The 21,481-nt window shown below is 55.6% G+C and carries 19 protein-coding genes and 1 other annotated feature; of the genes, 12 read left to right on the forward strand and 7 right to left on the reverse strand.

Going from position 1 to position 21,481, the window contains the following annotated elements; translation table 11 throughout:
- Positions 1-5: 5 nt before the first annotated feature.
- Together BM323_RS17140 and BM323_RS17145 are read right to left on the reverse strand one after the other, a co-directional pair.
- Positions 6-3,155, reverse strand: a complete 3,150-nt coding sequence (locus BM323_RS17140) for a multidrug efflux RND transporter permease subunit AcrB (protein ID WP_008103890.1) — start codon at positions 3,153-3,155, stop codon at positions 6-8.
- Positions 3,156-3,171: 16 nt separating this feature from the next.
- Positions 3,172-4,362 (reverse strand): efflux RND transporter periplasmic adaptor subunit, encoded by a 1,191-nt coding sequence (locus BM323_RS17145; RefSeq protein ID WP_008103889.1) that lies wholly within the window; start codon positions 4,360-4,362, stop codon positions 3,172-3,174.
- Positions 4,363-4,504: 142 nt separating this feature from the next.
- Here BM323_RS17145 and acrR point away from each other — a divergent pair, with 142 nt between their 5' ends.
- Positions 4,505-5,146, forward strand: coding sequence for a multidrug efflux transporter transcriptional repressor AcrR (gene acrR / locus BM323_RS17150; protein WP_008103887.1), 642 nt, complete (start codon positions 4,505-4,507; stop codon positions 5,144-5,146).
- Here acrR and rsmS read toward each other — a convergent pair.
- From rsmS to priC, 3 genes are read right to left on the reverse strand one after another with little or no spacing between them, the layout of a single operon-like run.
- Entirely contained in the window at positions 5,143-5,298 is a 156-nt protein-coding gene (gene rsmS, locus BM323_RS17155; protein WP_008103886.1) for a pleiotropic regulatory protein RsmS, read from the reverse strand. The genes acrR and rsmS overlap by 4 nt on opposite strands.
- 8 nt (positions 5,299-5,306) lie before the next feature.
- Positions 5,307-5,552 carry a GlsB/YeaQ/YmgE family stress response membrane protein gene (locus BM323_RS17160; protein WP_008103884.1) on the reverse strand — a complete coding sequence of 82 codons (246 nt, stop codon included), beginning with the start codon at positions 5,550-5,552 and terminating at the stop codon, positions 5,307-5,309.
- A gap of 52 nt (positions 5,553-5,604) precedes the next feature.
- Entirely contained in the window at positions 5,605-6,117 is a 513-nt protein-coding gene (gene priC / locus BM323_RS17165; protein ID WP_008103882.1) for a primosomal replication protein PriC, read from the reverse strand.
- A 57-nt stretch (positions 6,118-6,174) separates the two neighbouring features.
- Here priC and BM323_RS17170 point away from each other — a divergent pair, with 57 nt between their 5' ends.
- The 6 genes from BM323_RS17170 (at position 6,175) to htpG (ending at position 12,349) form a co-directional block, all read left to right on the forward strand.
- A complete protein-coding gene (locus BM323_RS17170) occupies positions 6,175-6,558 on the forward strand; it encodes a DUF454 family protein (RefSeq protein ID WP_008103880.1) in 384 nt (127 codons plus the stop codon).
- A gap of 149 nt (positions 6,559-6,707) precedes the next feature.
- On the forward strand, positions 6,708-7,259 hold the full coding sequence (gene apt / locus BM323_RS17175; RefSeq protein WP_008103878.1) for an adenine phosphoribosyltransferase: 552 nt from the start codon (positions 6,708-6,710) through the stop codon (positions 7,257-7,259).
- Positions 7,260-7,410: 151 nt separating this feature from the next.
- Positions 7,411-9,390, forward strand: a complete 1,980-nt coding sequence (gene dnaX, locus BM323_RS17180) for a DNA polymerase III subunit gamma/tau (RefSeq protein ID WP_091004138.1) — start codon at positions 7,411-7,413, stop codon at positions 9,388-9,390.
- Positions 8,732-8,793: a sequence feature (DnaX frameshifting element), on the forward strand. (Overlaps the previous gene by 62 nt.)
- A 50-nt stretch (positions 9,391-9,440) precedes the next feature.
- Positions 9,441-9,770, forward strand: coding sequence for a YbaB/EbfC family nucleoid-associated protein (locus BM323_RS17185; protein WP_008103874.1), 330 nt, complete (start codon positions 9,441-9,443; stop codon positions 9,768-9,770).
- Positions 9,770-10,375 carry a recombination mediator RecR gene (recR, locus tag BM323_RS17190; protein ID WP_008103873.1) on the forward strand — a complete coding sequence of 202 codons (606 nt, stop codon included), beginning with the start codon at positions 9,770-9,772 and terminating at the stop codon, positions 10,373-10,375. Before BM323_RS17185 ends, recR begins: the two co-directional genes overlap by 1 nt.
- A 99-nt stretch (positions 10,376-10,474) precedes the next feature.
- Positions 10,475-12,349: a molecular chaperone HtpG gene (htpG, locus tag BM323_RS17195; RefSeq protein WP_008103871.1), complete on the forward strand. Its 1,875-nt coding sequence runs from the start codon at positions 10,475-10,477 to the stop codon at positions 12,347-12,349.
- Positions 12,350-12,402: 53 nt separating this feature from the next.
- On the opposite strand, the gene BM323_RS17200 is transcribed toward htpG, so the two are convergent.
- Complete coding sequence (locus BM323_RS17200) at positions 12,403-13,272, reverse strand: LysR substrate-binding domain-containing protein (protein WP_008103869.1); 870 nt, start codon at positions 13,270-13,272, stop codon at positions 12,403-12,405.
- Between the two features lie 188 nt (positions 13,273-13,460).
- On the opposite strand from BM323_RS17200, the gene BM323_RS17205 reads away from it, so the two are divergent.
- From BM323_RS17205 to BM323_RS17220, 4 genes are all read left to right on the forward strand, one after another.
- A complete protein-coding gene (locus BM323_RS17205) occupies positions 13,461-14,291 on the forward strand; it encodes a DUF6024 family protein (RefSeq protein WP_008103867.1) in 831 nt (276 codons plus the stop codon).
- Positions 14,292-14,442: 151 nt separating this feature from the next.
- A complete protein-coding gene (gene adk / locus BM323_RS17210) occupies positions 14,443-15,087 on the forward strand; it encodes an adenylate kinase (protein ID WP_008103865.1) in 645 nt (214 codons plus the stop codon).
- Between the two features lie 122 nt (positions 15,088-15,209).
- The gene (hemH, locus tag BM323_RS17215; RefSeq protein ID WP_008103862.1) at positions 15,210-16,169 is read left to right on the forward strand and encodes a ferrochelatase; all 960 of its coding nucleotides are present in this window, start codon (positions 15,210-15,212) and stop codon (positions 16,167-16,169) included.
- A gap of 58 nt (positions 16,170-16,227) precedes the next feature.
- A complete protein-coding gene (locus BM323_RS17220; protein WP_008103861.1) occupies positions 16,228-17,529 on the forward strand; it encodes an inosine/guanosine kinase in 1,302 nt (433 codons plus the stop codon).
- 48 nt (positions 17,530-17,577) lie between these two features.
- Here the strand turns inward: BM323_RS17220 and ybaL are convergent, their stop codons facing one another.
- Complete coding sequence (ybaL, locus tag BM323_RS17225; protein WP_008103859.1) at positions 17,578-19,266, reverse strand: YbaL family putative K(+) efflux transporter; 1,689 nt, start codon at positions 19,264-19,266, stop codon at positions 17,578-17,580.
- A gap of 445 nt (positions 19,267-19,711) precedes the next feature.
- On the opposite strand from ybaL, the gene ushA reads away from it, so the two are divergent.
- Positions 19,712-21,463, forward strand: a complete 1,752-nt coding sequence (gene ushA / locus BM323_RS17230; RefSeq protein WP_008103856.1) for a bifunctional UDP-sugar hydrolase/5'-nucleotidase UshA — start codon at positions 19,712-19,714, stop codon at positions 21,461-21,463.
- Positions 21,464-21,481 lie beyond the last annotated feature (18 nt).

The raw sequence follows: 21,481 nt of genomic DNA on the forward strand, positions 1-21,481 counted from the left end.
AGAACTTAGTGTTTGTGCTCTACCGGATGACCTTGTTCGAGGTCACCTTTGTTCTTACTGAAGCGGCGACGTACCACCACGAAGAATACCGGAACGAAGAAGATAGCCAGCGCGGTCGCTGTTACCATCCCGCCCATTACGCCGGTACCTACCGCGTTCTGCGCGCCAGAGCCAGCACCGGTGCTGATCGCCAGGGGCATTACGCCGAGGATAAAGGCGAGCGAGGTCATCAGAATCGGACGCAGACGCATACGGGATGCTTCCAGCGTTGATTCAACCAGCCCTTTGCCTTCCTTCTCCATCAAATCCTTGGCGAATTCGACGATCAGGATGGCGTTCTTCGCCGACAATCCTATGGTGGTCAACAAGCCCACCACAAAGTAGACGTCGTTACTCAAGCCACGCGCCGTGGTGAAGATCAGTGCGCCGACAACACCCAGCGGTACCACTAACATTACCGAGAACGGAATCGACCAGCTCTCATACAGCGCGGCCAGACACAGGAACACCACAATCAGCGAGATAGCATACAGCGCCGGTGCCTGGTTACCTGACAAACGTTCCTGATAGGACATGCCGGTCCAGTCGTAACCGATACCCGCAGGCAGTTTTCCTGCCAACTGTTCCATCAGGTTCATGGCATCACCGGAGCTCTTGCCTGGTGCTGCCTGGCCGAGAATCTCCATTGATGGCAAGCCGTTGTAACGCTCCAGACGTGGTGAGCCATACTGCCACTTCGCCGAAGAGAAGGCGGAGAACGGAACCATGGTGCCGCCGCTGTTGCGCACGAACCACTTACTGATATCGTCCGGCAACATACGTGAATCGGCCTGGCCCATTACGTACACTTTCTTCACACGACCGCGGTCGATGAAGTCGTTGACGTAAGAACCGCCCCATGCGGCGCCCAGCGTGGTGTTGATGTCTGACAGCGACACACCCAGCGCCTGTGCTTTTTCCTGATCGATGATCAGTTTGTACTGTGGCGTATCTTCCATGCCGTTTGGACGCACGCCCACCAGCGTATCCGGATGCTGGGCAATCATGCCAAACAGCTGGTTACGTGCGGCGGTCAGTTTCTCGTGACCCAGGTTGCCCTGATCGGTCAGCATGAAGTCGAAGCCAGTGGCGTTACCCAGTTCGATAATCGCTGGCAGGTTGAACGGGAACACCATCGCATCTTTGATTTGACCGAGCGCCTGCATGGCACGACCGGCAATCGCAGGCACTTTCAGGCTGGCATCGCCACGCTCATCCCACGGCTTGAGGCTGACGAACGCGATACCGGTGTTCTGTCCACGACCGGCAAAGCCGAAGCCGTTAACGGTAAACACCGAATTCACGCTGTCTTTCTCTTTGTTCAGGAAGTAGTCAGTAACCTGATCCAGTACTTTCTGCGTACGTTCCTGAGTTGCACCGGCTGGCAATTGCGCCTGAGCCAGTAACAGACCCTGATCCTCTTCCGGCAGGAATGAGGTAGGCAGTTTTATGAACAGGTAAGCCATGCCGACGACGATTACCAGGTAAATCAGCAGGTAACGACCGGTGCTGCGAACGATGTGGCCCACACTATCAACATAGTGGTTGGTGCTCTTATCGAACACGCGGTTAAACCAACCAAAGAAGCCGGTAGTTTTACCATGGGTGCCTTTTTCCACCGGCTTCAGCAAGGTGGCACAAAGCGCTGGAGTCAGAATCAACGCCACCAGCACCGAGAGCGCCATCGCCGAAACGATGGTGATCGAGAACTGACGATAGATGACGCCGGTTGAACCGCCGAAGAATGCCATCGGAATAAATACCGCAGACAGCACCAGCGCGATACCCACCAACGCGCCTTGAATCTGCTCCATCGAACGTTTGGTGGCTTCTTTCGGCGGTAAACCCTCTTCAGCCATAACACGTTCAACGTTCTCGACCACCACGATGGCGTCATCCACTAACAGGCCGATGGCAAGTACCATCCCGAACATCGTTAGGGTGTTTATCGAGTAACCAAAGGCGCTGATGACGGCGAAAGTACCCAGCAAGACTACCGGTACGGCGATGGTTGGAATCAAGGTCGCACGGAAGTTTTGCAGGAACAGATACATCACCAGGAACACCAGTACGATCGCTTCAAACAGCGTTTTCACCACTTCGAAAATCGAAATTTTCACGAACGGCGTGGTGTCGTACGGATAAACCGTTTTCATGCCTGCCGGGAAGAACGGCTGCAGTTTCGCCAGTTCTGCTTTCACCGCATCGGCGGTGTCCAGCGCGTTAGCGCCGGTTGCCAGCTTAATACCGATACCGGAAGCCGGTTTGCCATTATAACGTGCGATGATCTCGTAGTTTTCACCACCGAGTTCAATCTTCGCCACGTCACGCAGGCGCACCTGAGAACCATCCTGATTCACTTTCAGCAAGATCTTGCCGAACTCATCTGTTGAAGTCAGACGGGTTTGCGCAATGATCGAGGCATTAAGCTGTTGACCCGGCACAGGTGGAGTACCGCCCAACTGACCGGCGGCGATTTGGGTGTTCTGGACTTTCAATGCGCTGATCACATCCACTGGCGTCAGTGAGTAGTTATTCAGCTTGTGTGGGTCCAGCCAGATACGCATCGCATACTGCGCACCAAACACCTGTGTATCACCCACGCCCGGCATACGGCTGACCGGATCTTTGATGTTCGAAGCAACATAGTCAGAAATATCGTTCTGCGTCATGTTGTCGTTATCGCTGACGAAACCTGCCACCATCAGGAAGCTGCTGGAGGATTTCTTAACCTGAATCCCCTGTTGCTGCACTTCTTGTGGCAGTAACGGCGTGGCCAGCTGCAGTTTGTTCTGCACCTGAACCTGCGCGATATCAGCGTCAGTACCGGATTGGAAGGTCAGCGTCAGCGTCAATGTGCCCGACGAATCACTGCTCGATGACATATACATCAGGCCATCGATACCGTTCATGTTTTGCTCGATGACCTGCGTCACCGAATCTTGCAGCGTTTTCGCATCAGCACCCGGATAGGTCGCCTGGATTTCAACTGCCGGCGGCGCAACATTGGGATATTGCTCAATCGGCAGGCTGATAATCGATAGCACACCAACCAACATGATGATGATGGCGAGCACCCACGCAAAAATGGGGCGATCAATAAAGAACTTAGCCATGTATCAGTGGCTCCTGTTATGACGATGATTTAGCAGACGGTGATTCTGGTGCAGCTTTGGCATCATCGGAGACTTCTTGTGGCGTCACCTGCGCACCCGGTTTGGCACGCTGGATACCGGTGGTGATCACCCGATCGCCTGCTTTAAGACCTTCCGTTACCAGCCATTTGTCACCAAATGCCTGATTAGCGGTGATGTTACGAGATTCCACTTTATTATCCGCGCCCACTACCATCGCCGTTGCCTGACCGGTTGGGGTACGTGTTACGCCCTGTTGCGGTACCAGCAATGCGGTTGGATTGGTGCCTTCATCCAGACGTGCGCGAACAAACATACCTGGCAGCAGGCGATTGTCCGGATTCGGGAAGATGGCACGCAGCGTGATTGAGCCGGTAGTTTCATCCACGCTCACATCAGAGAATTCCAATGTGCCTGTTTGCGGGTATGCGTTACCGTTTTGCATCAGCAGGGTGACGTTGGCCTTACCGTCGTTCTGTTTCAGCTGACCGGATTCCAGTTCTGCGCGCAAACGCAGGAATTCATCACTGGATTGGGTCACGTCGACATACATAGGATCGAGCTGTTGCACGGTCGCCAGCGCGGTAGTCTGCCCATTTGAAACCAGCGCACCTTCGGTGACTGACGATTTACCGATGCGACCGCTGATTGGCGAGGTCACTTTGGTATACGCCAGATTAATGCGTGCGGTTTCAACGTTGGCACGCGCAGCCTGTGCGGCTGCAGCAGTTTGGGCTGCTGTGCCTGCGGCGGTGTCATAGTCCTGCTGACTGATGTACTTGGTACCCAGCAGTGGCTTGTAGCGAGTGATGGTTAACTGCGCGACGCGAGCATTGGCTTCCGCCTGGGCTAAATCCGCTTTAGCGCTATCGTAGGCCGCCTGATAGGTGGCGGGATCGATCTGATACAGCGACTGACCGGCTTTTACATCACTACCTTCAACAAAATTACGTTTGAGAATAATACCTGACACCTGAGGGCGAACTTCCGCAACGCGGAAAGCCGAGGTACGGCCCGGCAGCTCAGTGGTAATTTGCAATGGTTCGTTTTTTAACGTCACAACACCCACTTCTGGGGGCTGCTGCTGGGCGGCTTGCTGGGATTTATTATCATCACATCCTGTTAACAAAAAGCTGCCTGAAAGCATCAGGACGGCCGCCAGAGGCGCTAATCCTCTGTTTTTATTCATAAATAAACCTCTAGTGTCCGATATCAAATGATCAATGGATCACAAACCGATAAACCCATTGCTGCGTTAAAACACGGGTCGTGCTATGGTACATACATTCACAAATGTATGTAAACTTACAAGTTTGTAAAAAAAGCCCAGCATGGCACGAAAAACCAAAGCGCAAGCTCTTGAAACACGGCATCAAATTCTTGACGCCGCATTAGCACACTTTTCCGAACATGGTGTGGCCGCCACGTCTCTGGCGGATATCGCAACAGCGGCCGGCGTCACGCGCGGGGCTATCTACTGGCATTTCAAAAACAAAGCCGATCTCTTACATGAAATCTGGCTACGTTGTGACGCTGGGCTGGACGATGTGGAACTTGAGTATCAGACAAAATACCCGGGTGATCCACTTTCTGTTGTACGTTCAATGTTGATCTATATCCTTGACGCCACAGCAAAGGATCCGCAAAGACGCGCATTAATGGAGATTATCTTCCATAAGTGTGAGTTTGTTGGCGAAATGTCGACGTTACAGGATATGCGCCAAAGCTTACTGCTGGAGTGTTACGACCGCATTGAAGTGGTGTTGAAAGAGTGTATTGAGGTCGGTCAGCTGCCCAACAACATCAACACGCGCCAGTCTGCACGTCTGATGTGTGGCTACATCAACGGCATGATGGAAAACTGGTTATTCAATCCGCAGGCTTATGATTTGGCTGCCGATGCGCCGCAGCTAGTCGATGCATTTTTGGATATGTTGCGCCTTAGTCCAACACTTACCACCGGGCCACGTTAAGCAGCATCTTCCGCCGCTTTCTTTTGTTGATAATCCCGCTGAACAATTGCCAGCGCGGCCAGCACGGTGGCGGTGGGAACATTATTCTCTTCAAGCAGTTGAATCAGATCGACGGCAAGCTTGATTTCGTCGGGTGCGCTGTCCAGTGACATTGTTTCTCCTAAATACGTAATTTCGCCGCGACCAGCAGCATTAACAGTGCACCCAGCAGCGCGCTGGCGAAACCGGCTGGATGCAAGGCGGCAAGGTCGCCGGTGGTGAAATAGGTAGCGATATAGCCGCCAATCAGCGCGCCAATCACCGCCAGCACCAGCGTAGGCACAAATCCTCCCGGACGACCGGGAAAAATCACCCGCTTAAGCCAGCCTGCCGCTAAACCAATTACAATCCAAAAAACCAGCGTCATGATTTTTCTCCTTTTTCTCACCGCACTGAGTATAGAGGAAAGAGCGCCGCGTTTAGCGTGGCATAGCCGGCAACTCCAGTTTGTAGATGGCGGCGCGGCAGCGTGCCAGACGCTCCTGCAGCTGATCGACTTCACGAATCAACTGCTGCTGAACGCTAAGGGTTTCGGCGCGCGCCAGATGCTGCTCGCGCTGTTGAATCATCGCCAGTAAGCGCTTTTCGTAGCCTTGATACTCTTCACGTTTGGTCTGGCGCGAATCGACGCGTGGCCGCTCGCGCTTAACCCGCAGCTGTTGGCTTTGGCATTCGCGCTGCAAGGCGGCAATCTGATCCAACACTTTCTCCGCCAGCCATTGACGACGCACCACATCGGTATCGGCTGCGGTTAGCTGTGTAATATTGCCTTCCAGTTCGCGCAGATAATCCGCCAGACGCGTGCCGCTGGTGCGAAACAGTTGAGAATCAAAGCGCGGCTGACGACAGGCACCATCCGGCTGCTGCGCAATCTGCTGGCGCAGTAGATCTAACATGGCGTGGAGACGCTGCTGTGCGGGCGCTTGGGGCATCACTCTGTTTCCGACTGTGTTAACGTAACGCTGTTTTGACTCATTCAGGCATCAGGCATGCAGCGCATTTTACTACTGAGCCTTGGCTGGCTGGCGATTGTGCTAGGTACGCTGGGCATTGTATTACCTTTATTACCTACGACGCCATTTGTGTTGCTGGCGGCCTGGTGTTTTGCCCGCTCGTCGCCGCGTTTCCACCATTGGCTGCTGTGGAAATCGCCGTTTGGCCGCTACATTCGTCACTGGCAGCAGCATCGTGCCATGCCGCCCGGTGCCAAGATTCGCGCCATGTTGCTGATTGTGATTACCTTTTCGATCTCGATTTATCTGGTGAACCTGCTGTGGGTACGCATTCTGTTAGGCGCGATGCTGTGCATGCTGCTGCTTTTCATGTGGCGCATTCCGGTTGTTGCCGAGGATGCCAGCCCGCCACAACAGTAGCGTGAGGGTTGCATTTAGCCGGTTATTTGCATAGATTTGGGCATCTTCGTGCGTGGCTTCCCTTATAAACGACTTCGCTTAACCCGGTTTCCGGGGTTTGGCGCTAGAGAAGCTGCGCGTATTAGATATTTTCTCCAGGCGTAACATTTATGACCGCAACTGCGCAGCAGCTTGAACTCATCAAAAACAGCATTAAAAGCATTCCTGACTATCCGAAGCCGGGCATTCTGTTCCGTGACGTAACCAGTCTGATGGAAGATCCGCAGGCGTATGCCGCGTCGATCGCTATTCTGGTTGAGCGTTATCGTAACAAAGGCATCACCAAGGTGGTGGGAACGGAAGCGCGTGGCTTCCTGTTTGGCGCACCGGTGGCGCTGGGTTTGGGTGTGGGTTTTGTGCCGGTGCGTAAGCCAGGTAAACTGCCGCGTGAAACCTTCAGCGAAAGCTATGAGCTGGAATACGGCACCGATGCGCTGGAACTGCACAAAGATGCCATCAAGCCAGGCGATGTGGTGCTGGTGGTGGACGATCTGCTGGCAACCGGCGGCACGCTGGAAGCAACGGTGAAACTGATCCGCCGCGCCGGTGGTGAAGTGAAAGACGCCGCATTCGTGATTAATCTGTTTGACCTGACCGGCGAAGCGCGCCTGACTGCCATGGGCGTCGAGTGCTTCAGCCTGGTGAATTTCCCCGGCCACTAAGGCCTGCGCGCTCCGCTATGCGGCGGGGCGCCACCTCTGCAAAGTTAGTGGTTGCTGATCCGCTGGTGGCTGTTAAACTACTGCCAAAATAAACAGGGTTTGCGAAGCTGCATTTTCTCCCTTCTCCCTAAATTCCAGTGATTGAATCCACATGAGCTATCAGGTACTTGCGCGAAAATGGCGTCCCCAGGCCTTCGCTGACGTAGTCGGTCAGGAACATGTGCTGACTGCGCTGGCTAACGGGTTGTCACTGGGACGAATCCATCATGCTTATCTCTTTTCTGGCACCCGCGGCGTGGGTAAAACCTCGATCGCCCGTCTGCTGGCGAAGGGCCTTAACTGTGAAACCGGCATCACGTCAACGCCGTGCGGACAATGCGACAACTGCCGCGAAATCGAGCAGGGCCGTTTTGTCGATCTGATTGAGATCGATGCCGCCTCACGCACCAAAGTGGAAGATACGCGCGATCTGCTCGATAACGTGCAGTACGCGCCCGCGCGCGGTCGCTTCAAGGTCTATCTGATCGATGAAGTGCACATGCTGTCGCGCCACAGCTTCAATGCGCTGCTGAAAACGCTGGAAGAGCCGCCATCGCACGTCAAATTCCTGCTGGCGACCACCGATCCGCAGAAGCTGCCGGTGACGATTCTGTCACGTTGCCTGCAATTCCATCTTAAAGCGCTCGACGTTGAGCAAATCCAGCAGCAGCTGGCGCATGTGTTGCAGCAGGAGCAGATTGCTGCCGAACCGCGCGCGCTGCATCTGCTGGCGCGCGCCGCTGACGGTAGTATGCGCGATGCGCTGAGCCTGACCGACCAGGCGATTGCCATGGGGCAGGGCAGCGTAACGCGTGACACCGTGGCACAAATGCTCGGCACACTCGACGACGAACAGCCGCTGGCGCTGATTGAAGCGCTGGTAGATGGTCAGGGCGAACAGGTGATGGCGCTGCTAAATCAGGCCGCATCGCGCGGGGTGGAGTGGGAAGCGCTGCTGGTTGAGATGCTGCGTTTGCTGCACCGCATTGCGATGGTGCAGCTATTGCCGAGCTCGCTCAGCGAGGACGATCTTAGCCAGGCCGATCGCCTGCGCGAGTTAGCGCGCGTGCTGCCACCGGCTGACGTGCAGCTCTATTACCAAACGCTGTTGATGGGACGTAAAGATCTGCCGCTGGCACCGGATCGGCGCTTAGGGGTAGAAATGACGCTGCTGCGCGCGCTGGCCTTCCATCCGCAGGCAACGATTGCCGAGCCGGTAGCGCGTCCCACCTTGATGCCACAAGCTGCTCCGCAGGTTGCTGCGCCACAAGCCGCACCAAAAGCCGCGCCCGCACCGGCTGCGCAGCCACAGATGGCACCGCCGAACCATGACGCGCCGCCAATGTCGGATGATTATCCAGACATGCAGCCTGCGCCCGATCCGTTACCCGACTCCACCAGCCAGTTGTTACAGGCGCGAACGCAGTTGCTGCGTCAGGGAGCCGGCAAAGCAAAAAAGAGTGAGCCGGCAGCGCGTTCCGCGCGGCCGGCGAATCCGGCGCTGGAACGACTCGCTAGCGTCACTGAACGTGTGCAACAACGTGCGTCTGAACCCACGGTAAAAGCGCCGGCCAAACCGGAAGCCTATCGCTGGAAAACGCAGCTGCCGGTGGAGGTTAAAGCGGAGCCGGTGGCGACGCCAAAAGCCTTGCGTTCGGCACTGGAGCATGAGAAAACGCCAGAGCTGGCGCTGCGTCTGGCGGAAGAAGCCCAGCAGCGCGATGCATGGGCCGCAGAAATCGCCGCGCTGACGCTGCCGAAACTGGTGCAGCAAGTGGCGCTCAATGCGTGGAAAGAGGTGGGCGAGAATGGCATTACGCTGCATCTGCGCAGCAGCCAGCGCCATCTGAATTCTGCGTCGTCAAAGCAAGCGCTGGCGGACGCGCTGAGTCAGTCTGCCGGTCAGCCGGTTGAATTGACCATTATTGAAGACGATAATCCTACGGTATTGACGCCACTGGAGTGGCGTCAGGCCATTTATGAAGAGAAGCTGTCGCAGGCGCGGCAGTCGATCGAAAGTGATACCCATATTCAGACATTGCGTCGATTCTTCGATGCCGATTTGGATGAAGAGAGTATTCGACCGGTGTGAACATGCTGCCGCGCGTCAACTGCGCGCAGCCCCAGCAGAGAGAGAAAACTATGTTTGGTAAAGGCGGATTGGGCAACCTGATGAAACAGGCCCAGCAGATGCAAGACAAAATGGCCAAAGTTCAGGAAGAGATCGCCGCGATCGAAGTGACCGGTGAATCAGGCGCTGGCTTGGTTAAAGTAACCATCAACGGTGCGCACAACTGCCGTCGTGTCGAAGTCGATCCAAGCTTGCTGGAAGATGACAAAGACATGTTGGAAGACCTGATTGCGGCAGCCTTCAACGATGCGGCACGTCGTATTGATGAAACGCAGAAAGAGAAGATGGCTGCTGTCTCTTCAGGTATGCAGCTGCCACCTGGCTTCAAGATGCCGTTCTGATGCAAACCAGTCCACTGCTTGAATCTTTGATGGAGTCGTTGCGCTGCCTGCCGGGCGTTGGCCCGAAGTCGGCGCAGCGCATGGCTTTTCAGCTGTTGCAGCGCGATCGTAGCGGTGGCATGCGTCTGGCGCAGGCGTTGACCCGCGCCATGTCGGAAATCGGCCACTGCGCTGATTGCCGTACCTTCACCGAGCAGGAAATCTGCACCATCTGCGCCAATCCGCGTCGTCAGCAAAACGGCCAGATTTGCGTGGTAGAGAGCCCGGCAGATATTCACGCCATTGAGCAGACCGGCCAGTTTGGCGGCCGCTACTTTGTGCTGATGGGCCACTTGTCACCGCTGGATGGCATTGGTCCACAGGATATCGGCCTGGATCGGCTGGAGCAGCGTCTCGAGCGCGAAACCTTAACCGAAGTGATCCTCGCTACCAATCCTACGGTGGAAGGGGAAGCCACGGCCAACTACATCGCCGAGCTGTGCGGACAATATGGCGTTGATGCCAGCCGCATTGCGCACGGTGTGCCGGTTGGCGGTGAGCTGGAAATGGTCGATGGCACCACGCTGTCGCACTCGCTCGCCGGACGCCACAAGATTAATTTCTAATCACTTGCCGATGTCTTCGCAGACATCGGCTTGAAATCCTGCCCTTCATCCCCATTTCTCTCTCAACGTATCATCAACCCCGATTCAGTTGAGGTAGCAATGACCATGAAAGGACAAGAGACGCGTGGCTTCCAGTCAGAGGTAAAACAACTTCTGCACCTGATGATCCATTCGCTCTATTCAAATAAAGAGATTTTCCTGCGCGAGCTGATTTCCAACGCTTCAGATGCCGCCGACAAACTGCGCTTCCGCGCGCTGTCGACGCCCGATCTGTATGAAGGCGACGGCGACCTGCGCGTACGTATCTCGGTCAACCCGGAAAACCGCACGCTGACGCTCAGCGATAACGGCATCGGTATGCGCCGTGACGAGGTGATTGAGAACCTCGGCACCATCGCGAAATCTGGTACCAAATCCTTCCTCGAATCCATGGGCTCCGACCAGGCGAAAGACAGCCAGTTGATCGGCCAGTTCGGCGTGGGCTTCTACTCGGCGTTCATCGTGGCGGATAAAGTCACCGTGCGCACCCGCGCCGCCGGCGCTAAAGCCGATGAAGCGGTGTTCTGGGAATCTGCCGGCGAAGGCGAATACACGCTGGCGGAGATCGAGAAAGCCGATCGCGGCACCGAAATCACGCTGCACTTCCGTGAAGGCGAGGACGATTTCCTCGATGCGTGGCGTGTACGTAACGTGATCAGCAAATACTCCGATCACATCGCGCTGCCGGTCGAAATCGAAAGCAAAGACGAAGAGAGCGACACCACCACCTGGGAAAAGATCAACAAAGCCCAGGCGCTGTGGACGCGTAATAAGTCCGAGATCAGCGACGACGAGTACAACGAGTTTTACAAACATATCGCCCATGATTTCAGCGATCCGGCGATCTGGAGCCATAACCGCGTGGAAGGTAAGCAGGAATACACCAGTTTGCTGTATCTGCCATCACGCGCGCCGTTTGACATGTTCAACCGCGACAGCAAGCACGGCCTGAAACTTTACGTGCAACGCGTGTTCATCATGGACGACGCCGAGCAGTTCATGCCGAACTACCTGCGCTTCGTGCGTGGTCTGATAGATTCCAACGATCTGCCGCTGAACGTATCGCGTGAAATCCTGCAGGACAGCCGCGTGACCCAGAGCCTGCGCGCCGCCCTGACCAAGCGTAGCCTGCAGATGCTGGAAAAACTGGCGAAAGACGACGCAGAAAAATATCAGCAGTTCTGGAAAGAGTTCGGTCTGGTGCTGAAAGAGGGCCCGGCAGAAGACAACGCTAACCAGCAACAGATTGCCAAACTGCTGCGCTTTGCCACCAGCCAGAGCGAAGGCGCCGAGCAGACCATTTCGCTCGACGACTACCTGACGCGCATGGTGGAAGGTCAGGATAAGATTTATTACATCACCGCCGACAGCTATGCCGCCGCGAAGAGCAGCCCGCATCTGGAACTGTTCCGCAAGAAAGGCATCGAGGTGCTGCTGCTCTCCGATCGCATCGACGAATGGATGATGAGCTACCTCACCGAGTTCGACGGCAAAACCTTCCAGTCAGTCAGCAAAGCGGATGATTCGCTGAGCAAACTGGCTGACGAAGAGACCGAAGAGCAGAAAGAAGCGGAGAAGGCGCTGGAGCCATTCGTTGAGCGCGTGAAAACCCTGCTGGGCGAGCGCGTGAAAGAGGTGCGTCTGACGCATCGTCTCACCGACACGCCAGCGATCGTTACCACCGATGCCAACGAAATGACCACGCAAATGGCGAAACTGTTTGCCGCAGCGGGTCAGGACGTGCCGGAAGTGAAGTACATCTTCGAGATCAATCCGGATCACACTCTGGTGAAACGCGTGGCCGATACCCAGGACGAAACGCACTTTGCCGAGTGGGTTGAGCTGCTGCTGGATCAGGCGCTGCTGGCCGAGCGCGGTACGCTGGACGATCCAAACCAGTTTATCCGTCGCATGAACCAGTTGCTGACGGCGTAAACGCACCAAACCCGTAGGGTCGCCATTCATGGCGACCTTTTTATTATCTGCTCTTAAATCTGCGCCTGATCCCGCAACCAATCGCGAAACAACGTAATCTCCGCATCGTGCTGGCGCGAAGTCTTGGTCATCATCAACGTCGCGCGATCAACACGCACAAAGCCCAGCGGTGCAATTAAGGTGCCGTCACTCAACTCCTGACGCACCAGCAAGCGCGGCGCCATAATCACGCCCAATCCATTTCTCGCCGCCTGAATGCCTAACGTCAAATTATCGAAATGCTTGCCGATCCAGTAATTGCCGCGCACGCCGCTGGTTTTCGCCCATTCGGCCCACGCATGCAGCCGCGTATCGGCGTGCAGCAGCGGCAGCGAGGCGAGATCCTGCTCACTCTGAAAACGGGCAGCAAACTGCGGGGCGCACAGCGGGCCGATGTAATCATCGCTGATCAAAGTGGCATCAATATCGTCATCTGGCGACTGCTCGGCGCTGAGAATCAGCACATCGGTGTGCTCGCTGCGCAGTTGATCGATCTCCACCAGCGACTGAAACTGCACTTCTATATCGGGATAGCGCTGATAAAAGCTGGCGATACGCGGAATCAGCCATTGTGAGAGAAAGCTGGGGGCGCAGGAGACGCTAAGGTGATGGCGCATGCCGGTACGGATGCTTTCGCAGGTAGTTGAGAGTTCGCTAAAAGCTTTCTGACAGCTCACCAGCAAACGTTCACCGTGTGAGGTTAATTTGACGCGTCCATTGGTACGCACAAACAGCGGCTTCCCCATCCAGCTCTCCAGCTGTCGAACCTGATGGCTAATGGCGCTATGGGTCACATGCAGACGTTCGGCCGCAACGCTAAAACTGCTATACAGTGCCGCCTGGTGAAAATAGTGCAGTGCACGTAACGATGGAAGCGCGGTCATACTCGTCCCCTGTGTAAAAACCTAACAGGGATTGTCAGTTTATATCATTTTAATGTCCAGCCGCATTGGCCTAACCTTTCCCCCAGATTCTGGCGGGTTGACGGCTCCGGCTCTCTGTGTTTCACGCCGACTATCACCGCAAGTTTCACCTCCCACACACAGCACAATAATAAGAGACCTATCACGCGATGGCTCCACAACTTGCTACTGCCAGGGCGGCGGCGGCGCGCGATAAGCTTCGCGGCTTGCTTTCCCGTCATTACCGGCTTGAAAACTACGATCTTTTCTTCGCACCCTCTTTGCATATCTCGCGGGTGCTGCTTTCCCAGCTGTTTCTCCGTCAGGAACAATCACGTAATCAAACGCGCTATGCCTCTCACCATCCGGTCAGCGAACTCAGCGTGCTGCCCACTTTGCCGATGACGGCGGGCAATATTGCGTTGGTAGATCATGTCGATATGCAGCAGGGACGGGTGCGGGCGCTAAGTGAATGCCAAAGCCACGGCGTTACCGATGCATCGGAGTCGTTTGCCACGCAGCTACATAAGCGACTGGTGAGCGATGCGCGCCTATTTGTTGCTCGCCTCGATCGTCATGCGGCGTTATGCGGCGATCTGGTGTTGATCGCGTTGCGCACCGCCGATTTCAGCACGCTGGTGCGCAGTGAACTGCGTCTATTTGAGCAGGGATTAGCGCTTCGTGACGCACCAGAACAGGCGCTGACGATGATGGAGGACAGCGAATGGCGTCCGTTCAATATTGCGATGGTGGAAAATATCGCACTCGACTCGCCTTTCATCCTGCATTCCATTCAGCAACCGGGTTTACCCTTTGCGCTTTTTCCGCTGCCGAACGGCCTCAATGCCAGTGAATTGCCGCAGGATATTCAGGTGTTGCCGCAACAGGCACGTTTACGCTTGCGCGCCGACGTGCGCGGCGGCGTCAACAAACAGCTGAACGTCACGCCTGTACTTAAAAAACGTCTCAAAGACGCACTCATGCTTAGCCGTGATTCCTAAAAACGGGCACTCTGCTGGTATTTGCTGACAAAGCAGGTCAAAGTAGACCTTTCGTGGCGAGCGCGCCCGTTTCCTTGTGGTGCGCGGGCCATAATGGTATGTTCTTCGCCTTCTCAGATTGAACAATGCGATTCGCAAGGGGAATTACGCAATGCGTATTATTCTGCTCGGAGCTCCGGGCGCAGGTAAAGGCACTCAGGCTCAATTCATCATGGAGAAATACGGTATTCCGCAAATCTCCACCGGTGACATGTTACGTGCGGCAGTTAAAGCAGGTACGGAACTGGGCCAACAGGCAAAAGCGATCATGGATGCCGGTAAACTGGTGACTGACGAGCTGGTGATTGCGCTGGTTAAAGAGCGTATCGCGCAGGAAGACTGCAAAAACGGTTTTCTGCTCGATGGCTTCCCACGCACCATCCCGCAGGCTGACGCCATGAAAGAAGCGGGCATCAAGGTTGACTACGTGCTGGAGTTCGCTGTACCGGACGAGCTGATTGTGGATCGTATTGTTGGTCGTCGCGTACACACGCCATCAGGCCGCGTTTATCACGTCACTTACAATCCGCCGAAAGTGGAAGGTAAAGATGACCTGACCGGCGAAGAGCTGACCACGCGTAAAGATGACCAGGAAGAGACCGTGCGTAAGCGTCTGGTGGAATACCATCAGCTGACCGCGCCGCTGATTGCCTACTACGGCAAAGAAGCGCAAGACGGCAACACCGAATATCACAAAATCGACGGCACCCGTCCTGTCGCTGAAGTGAGCACGCAATTGGCTACGATTCTCGGTTAATGCGTTGATAGGGCCGGTTGTCCGGCCCTTTTGCAGCAATTGCTTTCCCCTCCCTCGATTTCCGCTACAATTTCCCCCTGATTTTGCATTCGACCCATTCGTTTCGACATCAAGGAAATACAATGAGGCAAGAAAAGCCCGGGGTTTTGCTGGTTAACTTAGGCACACCAGACGCACCCACAACACCTGCGGTTAAACGCTATCTGAAACAATTCCTCGGCGATCCACGAGTGGTTGATACACCGCGCTTATTGTGGTGGCCGATTCTCAATTTCATCATCGTGCCTTTCCGTTCGCCACGCGTGTCGAAACTTTATGCTTCCGTGTGGATGGATGAAGGTTCACCACTGATGGTGTTCAGCAAGCGTCAACGTGACGCATTGGCGCAGCGCCTCGATATGCCGGTTGAACTTGGCATGAGCTACGGCCAGCCAAGCCTCGACAGCGCGTTAAAACGCTTGCTGGATCAAGGTGTGAACAAACTCATCGTGCTGCCGCTCTATCCGCAGTTCTCCTGCTCGACGGTTGCCGCAGTTTGGGATGGCTTAGCCACCAGCTTCAAACCGCTGCGTTCACTGCCGGAAGTGGCGTTTATCCGCGATTACGCCGAGCATCCGGCTTACATCGCCGCGCTGAAAGCCTCGGTTGAGCGCTCGTTTGCACTGCATGGCGAACCGGATCTGCTGGTGCTGTCGTATCACGGCATTCCGCAGCGTTTCGCCAATGAAGGCGACGATTATCCGCTGCGCTGCAAAGACACCACCGACGCGCTGGCCGCGGCATTGGGTATTGCGCCGCACAAGATCATGATGACCTTCCAGTCGCGCTTTGGTCGCGAGCCATGGCTGACGCCGTATACCGACGAAACCATGAAGAGCTTGCCGGCCAAAGGCATTAAGCACGTGCAGGTGATGAGTCCAGGCTTTGCGGCGGATTGCCTCGAAACGCTGGAGGAGATCAGCGGTGAGAACTGTGAAATCTTCCTGCATGCTGGCGGCGAAAAGTTCGAGTACATTCCTGCGCTCAATGACGATGCTGAACACATTGAAATGATGGTGCAGCTGGTCAACGCGCGTCGTTAAGGGTGTGGCAGAGAGTGTGATATCATTCTCTGCCTGATTTTCCCTGACGGCACTCTCGATGAAATTTCCCGGCAAACGCAAATCCAAACACTATTTCCCGGTCAACGCGCGCGATCCGCTGCTGCAAGCAACGCAGCAAGAGCAGGAAGAGGGCAGTTGGGTAGTGGGTATCGACCAGACGCTGGTGGATATCGAAGCTAAAGTCGACGACGACTTTCTGCAGCGTTACGGCTTAAGCGCCGGTCACTCGCTGGTGATCGATGATGCTACCGCCGAGGCGCTCTACAACGAGCTGATGCGCGAAGAGCTCATCAGCCATCAATTTGCCGGTGGCACCATCGGAAATACCCTGCATAACTACTCGGTGCTGGCGGATGATCGCTCGGTGCTGCTCGGCGTGATGTGCAATAACATCCAGATCGGCGGCTACGCTTATCGCTACCTGTGCAACACCTCCAGCCGCATGGATCTCAATTTCCTGCAGGGCGTCGATGGCGCGATTGGCCGCTGCTTCACGCTAATTGGTGAGCAGGGCGAACGTACCTTCGCCATCAGTCCCGGCTTGATGAACCAGCTGCAGGCTAACAGTATTCCGGAAGAGGTGATTGCGGGCGCATCGGCGCTGGTGCTGACCTCGTATCTGGTACGTTGCCAGCCGGGCGAACCGATGCCGGAAGCCACCTTGCGCGCCATCGAATACGCCAAAAAGCACAATGTGCCGGTGGTATTGACGCTCGGCACCAAATACGTGATTCAGGATAACCCGCAGTTCTGGCGCGATTTCCTGCGCGATCATGTCTCGATTGTGGCGATGAATGAAGAAGAAGCCTTTGCGCTGACCGGTGAACAGGATCCGCTTCTGGCGTCGAATATGGCGCTGGATTGGGTGGATTTGGTGCTGTGCACCGCCGGGCCAACCGGTTTGTACATGGCCGGTTTCACCGAAGAAGAGTACAAACGTAAAACCAATCATCCGCTGCTGCCGGGCGCGCTGGCTGAGTTCAACCAATATGAATTTAGCCGCGCGATGCGCCACAAGGATTGCGATCAGCCGCTGCGCATCTTCTCGCATATCGCACCTTATATGGGCGGGCCAGAGAAGATCATGAACACCAACGGCGCGGGCGATGGTGCGCTGGCGGCGCTGCTGCATGACATCACCGCCAACAACTTTCACCGCCAAAAAGTGCCTAACTCCAGTAAACACGGCCGCGCCTACCTGACCTATTCGTCACTGGCACAGGTGTGTAAATACGCGAACCGGGTAAGTTATCAGGTGCTGAACCAGCATTCACCGCGTCTCACGCGCGGCCTGCCGGAGCGGGAAGACAGCTTAGAAGAGTCATACTGGGACAGGTAATCCCGTAGGGTCGCCATTAATGGCGACCTTCTCAATGACCGCACTCACTTAAATCGGGCACTCACGCACAATCGGATTCTGCGCAATCTCCTCTTCCAGCACATGCAACATGCTGTTGGCGATCTCACGCTCGCCCATCACTACACGATTCGCGCCGCGCTCCATAATGTAGGTCACTTCATCGTCATAATGCGCACGCGCAATAATCTCTATATCCGGACGCTTCTCGCGCGCCGCCGTCACCACTTCACCGGCTTCGTAGCCATTTGGAATGGTTAGCAGCAGCCAGCGGGCGCAGTCGAGGCGGGCGAGATCCATGGTATCGACGCGCGCCGCATTACCCAGCACCGCTTTGATCCCTTGCTCGCGCAGCGCTTCAACGCGCGGGCGCGAGTTCTCCACCACCACCAGCGGTACATCCGCTTCCATCAGCTTTTGCCCCAGCAGGCTGCCGACGCGACCATAACCAACCAGCACCGCGTGATTGCAGATATCCACCGGAATCTGCTTCTCTTCTTCGATAGCTTCTTCCAGCGTCTGCTCTTCGATGGTCTCAGTTTTGTCGAGGTAACGTTCCAGCACGCTGAACAGAATCGGGTTAAGCATGATGGAGAGAATCGCCGCCGCCAGCACCAGATTGCGTCCTTCCTCGCTCAGCATGCCGAGCGAGATGCCGAGACCGGCCAGAATAAAGGCGAATTCACCAATCTGCGCCAGGCTCACCGAAATGGTCATCGCGGTACGACGTGAATGGCCCAACAGCGTTACCAGCAGCCAGGCGGCAATGGATTTGCCCAGTACGATAATTGCCAGCGCGCCAAGTACTGCCAGCGGTTGCTCAATCAGGATCATTGGGTCAAACAGCATGCCGACCGACACAAAGAACAGCACGGCAAACGCATCGCGCAGCGGCAAGGTATCGTGCGCCGCGCGGTGGCTGAGTTCAGATTCGTTCAGCACCATGCCGGCAAAGAAAGCGCCGAGTGCGAAGGAGACATCAAAGAATTCAACGGCGCCAAAGGCAATACCGAGCGCCAGCGCTAACACGGCAAGGGTAAACAGCTCACGCGAACCGGTCGCGGCGCTTTTTGCCAGAATCCACGGCACCACGCGACGGCCTACCACCATCATCAGCACCATAAAGGCGACGACTTTACCGATGGTCAGCAGCAGATCCCACAACAGCAGCGTTGGGCTGGCGTTGCCTTGTTCCAGCATGCCCGCAATCGCTGGCAGCAGCACCAGCGTCAGCACCATCACCAAATCTTCCACAATCAACCAGCCAATGGCGATTTGCCCGCGCTGGCTATCAATCAGCTGACGCTCTTCCAGCGCGCGCAGCAGCACCACGGTACTGGCAGTGGAAAGACACAGACCAAATACCAGACCGGTCATCCACGACCAGCCCATTGTCCAGGAAAGCCCCATTCCCAGCAGCGTTGCCACGGCGATTTGCGCGATGGCGCCAGGAATGGCGATGGACTTTACCGACATCAAATCCTTCAGCGAGAAGTGCAAACCGACGCCGAACATCAGCAGAATGACGCCGAGTTCAGCCAGTTCTGGAGCAAGGTTGGTATCCGCAACAAAGCCTGGTGTGAAAGGGCCGGCCAATACGCCAGCTAATAGGTAACCGACCAGCGGTGAGATGCGCAGGCGGTTTGCCAGCATACCAAGGAGAAATGCGAGGACCAGCCCCCCGACAATGGTAGTGATCAACGGTGTGGTGTGATGCATGCCTGTCTCCTTGTGTGCAAATGTATCCGCTTGTAACAACCTAGTGTAATGCACAATCACTGACCGCGTTTAAACATTTGAGCGGTAAAAACGCACTAAATTGAAAAAATGAGACTAAAACGCAGCTGAAGCTCCATTTTCGTCAGTTATCTCACTATATCGGCTGGAAATACGCAGAATGAAGGGTGGCGCGGAAAAATAGTTGCGACGGGAAACTGGCTTCGCAGCAGGTGTTGTTGCGGTTAAAGCGGTCCTAAGTCGATAAAGTCGCCGCCAAACGTAGAATTGGGTTATCCAATTAAGCGCCAGGCGGTTTTGCAGCTTGTTTGATTGATGCTTTGCCAGTTTCATCTTGAGTTAGCCAGCCATCTGTGCGAAACAGAAGGGCGATAACGCACATTAAGTCCACCGCTCAGTGGAAAAACGCAGAATAAGGAGATCGGCTTTGTTTTTATCACCGCGAAAGGGGCGCTGGCTGGCGCTGACAGTGTTACTGCTGCCGATGCTGGCGCAGGCGTGGCAAACGGATCGCAGTTATCGTTTTAGTATTCTGCATACCAACGATCATCATGGTCGCTACTGGACCAACGCGCAGGGCGAATATGGCCTCGCCGCGCAGAAAACCCTGATGGATCAACAGCGCTATGATGTGCAGGCCAAAGGCGGCGGCGCGCTGATCCTGTCGGCGGGCGATGTGAACACCGGCGTGCCCGAGTCAGACATGCTGGATGCTGAACCCGACATTCGCGGCATGAACCTGGTGGGCTATGACGCGATGGCGTTGGGTAATCACGAATTCGATAAACCGCTTAGCGTGCTGCAAAAGCAGCAGAAGTGGGCCAAGTTTCCTTTCCTTTCGGCCAACATCTATCAAAAAGGCACCGACACGCGCTTATTCAAGCCGTGGGCGACCTTTAACCGCATGGGGCTGAAGATTGCGGTGATCGGCCTGACCACCACCGACACGCTGCGTATTTCCAATCCAGAAAACATTGCGACCATTGATATTCGCGATCCGGTGAAAGAGACCGAAAAAGCGGTGGCGGAATTACGCGCCAGCGAAAAGCCTGACGTAATCATCGCGCTGACGCACATGGGCCATTACGACGACGGCCAGCACGGCAGCAATGCGCCGGGTGACGTGGAGCTGGCGCGCAGCCTGCCGCCAGGCACCATCAACGTGATCATTGGCGGTCATTCGCAGGATGCGGTGTGCATGGAGAAAGAGAACGTTAGCGTAAAAGATTATCAGCCGGGCCAGCCTTGCCAGCCGGATCGTCAAAACGGCGTGTGGATCATGCAGGCGAAAGAGTGGGGCAAATTTGTTGGACGCGGCGACTTCACCTTCCGCAATGGCGAGCTGACGCTCGAGAATTACCAGCTGATCCCGGTCAACCTCAAGCACAAAGTGAAGAATCTGGATGGCAGTGAATCCTGGCTCACCTGGCAGGAACAGATCCCGCCGAACAGCGCGATGATGAAGCTGTTAACGCCTTTCCAGCTGCGTGCCGGCAAGAAGCTGGATGTCAAAGTCGGCAGCAGCGACGGCGTGTTTGTCGGCGAGCGCGACAAAGTTCGCTTTGAGCAGACCAATCTTGGGCAGCTGATTTTGCGCGCGCAGATGGCGGCGACCAAAGCGGACTTTGCGGTGATGAGCGGCGGCGGCATTCGCACTTCGCTGGCGCAGGGCAATCTCAGCTGGCGCGATTTGCTGCAGGTGCAGCCGTTCGGCAATCAGGTGGTCTCCGTTACGCTGAGCGGCAATGAGCTGCTGAGTTATCTAGCGACGGTGGCCAATATCAAAGTGGATTCCGGCGGCTTCGCGCAGTTCAGCAACATCAGTCTGGTGGCGGATGGCAAAGGCGTCAGCGACGTGAAGATTAACGGCGAACCGCTGCAAAAGGATAAAACCTACCGCATGGCGACCAACAGTTTTAACGCCAGCGGCGGGGACGGCTATCCGAATATTGAAACGCATGCCGGTTTCAGCAACAGCGGGCAGCGCGATGCGGATGTGTTGCGTGACTACGTTAGCCAGCATTCGCCGTTGAAGGTAATTGATTATCAACCGAGCGGCATTGTGCATCTGACTGCAGCGCAAATTGAAGAGCGCAATAAAGCACAGGAGAAGCAGCGCAAGCCAAGCTATCCGCAGATGATTCTGGCGTGGATCTGGCCGCGCGCCGCACAGCATTGAACTCTGCGCACGTAAGGT

Source organism: Pantoea sp. YR525 (assembly GCF_900116775.1).
GTDB classification, from domain to species: Bacteria; Pseudomonadota; Gammaproteobacteria; order Enterobacterales; family Enterobacteriaceae; genus Pantoea; species Pantoea symbiotica.

Coding starts and splice junctions, on each gene's coding strand:
- hemH (WP_008103862.1), top strand. CDS start 15,210: ATGAGGCAAGAAAAGCCCGGGGTTTTGCTGGTTAACTTAGGCACACCA.
- recR (WP_008103873.1), top strand. CDS start 9,770: ATGCAAACCAGTCCACTGCTTGAATCTTTGATGGAGTCGTTGCGCTGC.
- BM323_RS17170 (WP_008103880.1), top strand. CDS start 6,175: ATGCAGCGCATTTTACTACTGAGCCTTGGCTGGCTGGCGATTGTGCTA.
- acrR (WP_008103887.1), top strand. CDS start 4,505: ATGGCACGAAAAACCAAAGCGCAAGCTCTTGAAACACGGCATCAAATT.
- BM323_RS17220 (WP_008103861.1), top strand. CDS start 16,228: ATGAAATTTCCCGGCAAACGCAAATCCAAACACTATTTCCCGGTCAAC.
- dnaX (WP_091004138.1), top strand. CDS start 7,411: ATGAGCTATCAGGTACTTGCGCGAAAATGGCGTCCCCAGGCCTTCGCT.
- BM323_RS17200 (WP_008103869.1), bottom strand. CDS start 13,272: ATGACCGCGCTTCCATCGTTACGTGCACTGCACTATTTTCACCAGGCG.
- BM323_RS17145 (WP_008103889.1), bottom strand. CDS start 4,362: ATGAATAAAAACAGAGGATTAGCGCCTCTGGCGGCCGTCCTGATGCTT.
- BM323_RS17205 (WP_008103867.1), top strand. CDS start 13,461: ATGGCTCCACAACTTGCTACTGCCAGGGCGGCGGCGGCGCGCGATAAG.
- apt (WP_008103878.1), top strand. CDS start 6,708: ATGACCGCAACTGCGCAGCAGCTTGAACTCATCAAAAACAGCATTAAA.
- htpG (WP_008103871.1), top strand. CDS start 10,475: ATGACCATGAAAGGACAAGAGACGCGTGGCTTCCAGTCAGAGGTAAAA.
- ybaL (WP_008103859.1), bottom strand. CDS start 19,266: ATGCATCACACCACACCGTTGATCACTACCATTGTCGGGGGGCTGGTC.
- priC (WP_008103882.1), bottom strand. CDS start 6,117: ATGCCCCAAGCGCCCGCACAGCAGCGTCTCCACGCCATGTTAGATCTA.
- BM323_RS17185 (WP_008103874.1), top strand. CDS start 9,441: ATGTTTGGTAAAGGCGGATTGGGCAACCTGATGAAACAGGCCCAGCAG.
- adk (WP_008103865.1), top strand. CDS start 14,443: ATGCGTATTATTCTGCTCGGAGCTCCGGGCGCAGGTAAAGGCACTCAG.
- rsmS (WP_008103886.1), bottom strand. CDS start 5,298: ATGTCACTGGACAGCGCACCCGACGAAATCAAGCTTGCCGTCGATCTG.
- BM323_RS17140 (WP_008103890.1), bottom strand. CDS start 3,155: ATGGCTAAGTTCTTTATTGATCGCCCCATTTTTGCGTGGGTGCTCGCC.
- BM323_RS17160 (WP_008103884.1), bottom strand. CDS start 5,552: ATGACGCTGGTTTTTTGGATTGTAATTGGTTTAGCGGCAGGCTGGCTT.